Consider the following 2,401-nt stretch of genomic DNA (forward strand, 5'->3'; position numbering starts at 1 on the left):
GCCGACCTTGCGTCCCGCTGGACGCGGCAGGCCCGGGTGTGGAACACCTACGGTCCGACCGAGGCCACCGTGATCACCACCGCCACCCGTCTCGACGCGGACATCGCGCCGGCCGACCCGCCGCCCCCGATCGGCCGCCCCATCGGCAACGCACGTGTCCACGTGCTGGACGCCATGCTGCAACCGGTACCGCCGGGCGTGACCGGGGAGGTGTACATCGCCGGTGCCGGGCTTGCCCGCGGCTATCTCGGCCGGGGCGGGCTCACCGCGGAGCGGTTCGTCGCCTGTCCCTTCGAGCCGGGCGGGCGCATGTACCGCTCGGGGGACCTGGCGCGATGGACGGCGGACGGTGAGCTGGCATTCGTGGGCCGCGCCGACGAGCAGGTGAAGATCCGCGGGTTCCGCGTCGAGCCCGGCGAGGTGCAGTCGGTGCTCGCAGCGCATCCGCGGGTGTCCCAGGCGGCGGTGATCGTGCGGGAGGACCGGCCGGGTGACAAGCGGATCGTCGGCTACGTCGTCCCCACTCACGACGGTGTGGACACGGACGACCTGCGCGAGTTCGCCGCCGGGCGGCTGCCCGATCACATGCTGCCCGCCGCCCTCCTGGTCCTGGATGCGCTGCCGCTGACCCCCAACGGCAAGGTCGACCGCACCGCCCTGCCGCCGCCCGAGCGCGGCGGTCCCGCATCCGGCCGCACCCCCGTGACGCCGCTGGAACGGCGCATGTGCGAGCTTTTCGCGGACGTGCTGGAGCGGGAAAGCATCGGCTCCGACGACAATTTCTTCGCCCTCGGGGGCGACTCGATCCGCTCGATGCTGCTGGTGTCCGCCGCGCGCGACGCCGGCTTCGTCCTCACCACACGGCAGGTCTTCGAGGGCCGGACACCGGCCGGCCTGGCGACCCTCGTCGCGTCGGCCCACGATGCCGATGCGACGGCAGCGAAGCCGGACGGCACGCTGCTGTACCTCGGCCCGGAGCAGTGGGCGGAGCTGACGTCCGCGGCGCCGGAGCCGCCGGACGTGCTGCCGCTCTCTCCGCTCCAGGAGGGCCTGCTGTTCCACGCGCTCTACGACGACCAGGCGCCGGACGCGTACGTCGGCCAGCAGGTCCTGGAGGTGGACGGGCCGCTGGACCCGGGCCTGGTGCGGCTGTCGTGGCAGGCGCTGCTGAACCGCCACGCCGCCCTGCGGGCGGGCTTCCGGCAACTCGCGGGGATGCTCCGGCCGGTGCAGGTGGTCGCCGAGGACGTCGAACTGCCCTGGCGCGAGGAGGACCTGTCCCGGCTCGACGCCGAACAGGCACGGGAGGCGGCCGAGCGGATCACGGACGCCGAGCGGGCACGCCGGTTCGATCCGGCCCGGCCGCCGCTGCTGCGGGTGGCGTTGCTGCGGCTCGGCGCGGAGCGCTGCCGGATGGTGATCACCCTCCACCACATCGCCCTCGACGGCTGGTCGCTGCCGATCGTTCTGCGTGAGCTGTGGACCCTCTACGCGGCGGGCGGTGACCCCTCCGTGCTGCCCCCTGCTCCACCGCACCGCGACCATGCGGCGTGGCTGGGCCGGCAGGACAAGGAGGCAGCGGCGGCGGCGTGGCGACAGGCGCTCGCGGACGTGGACGAGCCGACGCTCGTGGCGCCGGCCGGCCGGGACGGCGGACCGGCGCCCACCGGCAAGGTCGTCGCGACACCCGGCGCCGACCTGGCCGCGGCGCTGACGGACCTGGGCCGCCGGCGCGGCCTGACGCTGACCACGGTCCTGCAGACCGCCTGGGCGATGGTCGTGGGGCAGCTCGCGGGCCGTGGCGACGTCGTCTTCGGCAGCGCGGTCGCCGGCCGTCCGGCGGAGCTGCCGGGCACGGCCGACATGGTCGGGATGTTCCTCAACACCGTTCCCGTACGGGTCCGGCTGCAGCCGGCGCAGACGATCGCCGAACTCCTGGATGACGTGCGGGAACAGCAGACCGCACTCCTCGACCACCAGCACCTGGGCCTCGCCCACATCCAGCGGCTCGCCGGGCCCGGCGCGACCTTCGACACCCTGATGACGATCCGGACCTACGGCGCCGCCCCGAGCACGCCCCCGGAGCCGCTGCGGCTCACCGGCTCCCGGCTCCGTGAGTCGACCACGTACGCCCTGGCCCTGGGAGTGGAGCCGGACGACGGCCTGAAGCTCTGGCTCGACTACCGGCTGGACGCCTTCGACGAACGGTCCGCGCAGGCCGTGGCCGACCGGTTCGTCCGTGTGCTTGCGCAGATGGCGGCCGATCCGCGGGTGCGGGTAGGCGACATCGACACCCTCGGCGAGGCCGAGCGGGCGTCGGTGGTGTCGGGGTGGAACGCCGCGGAGTCGGCGGTGCCGGAGGGGTCGGTGCTGGACTGGTTCGAGGAGTGGGTGCGGCGGG

General features: G+C 74.3%; 1 protein-coding gene. It reads left to right on the plus strand.

Features of this window, described 5'->3' with window-relative positions:
• On the plus strand, nt 1-2,401 hold a 2,401-nt coding region (locus I003_RS0129385; RefSeq protein WP_027774704.1), incomplete at both ends, for a condensation domain-containing protein.

It is taken from the genome of Streptomyces sp. CNQ329, assembly GCF_000482585.1.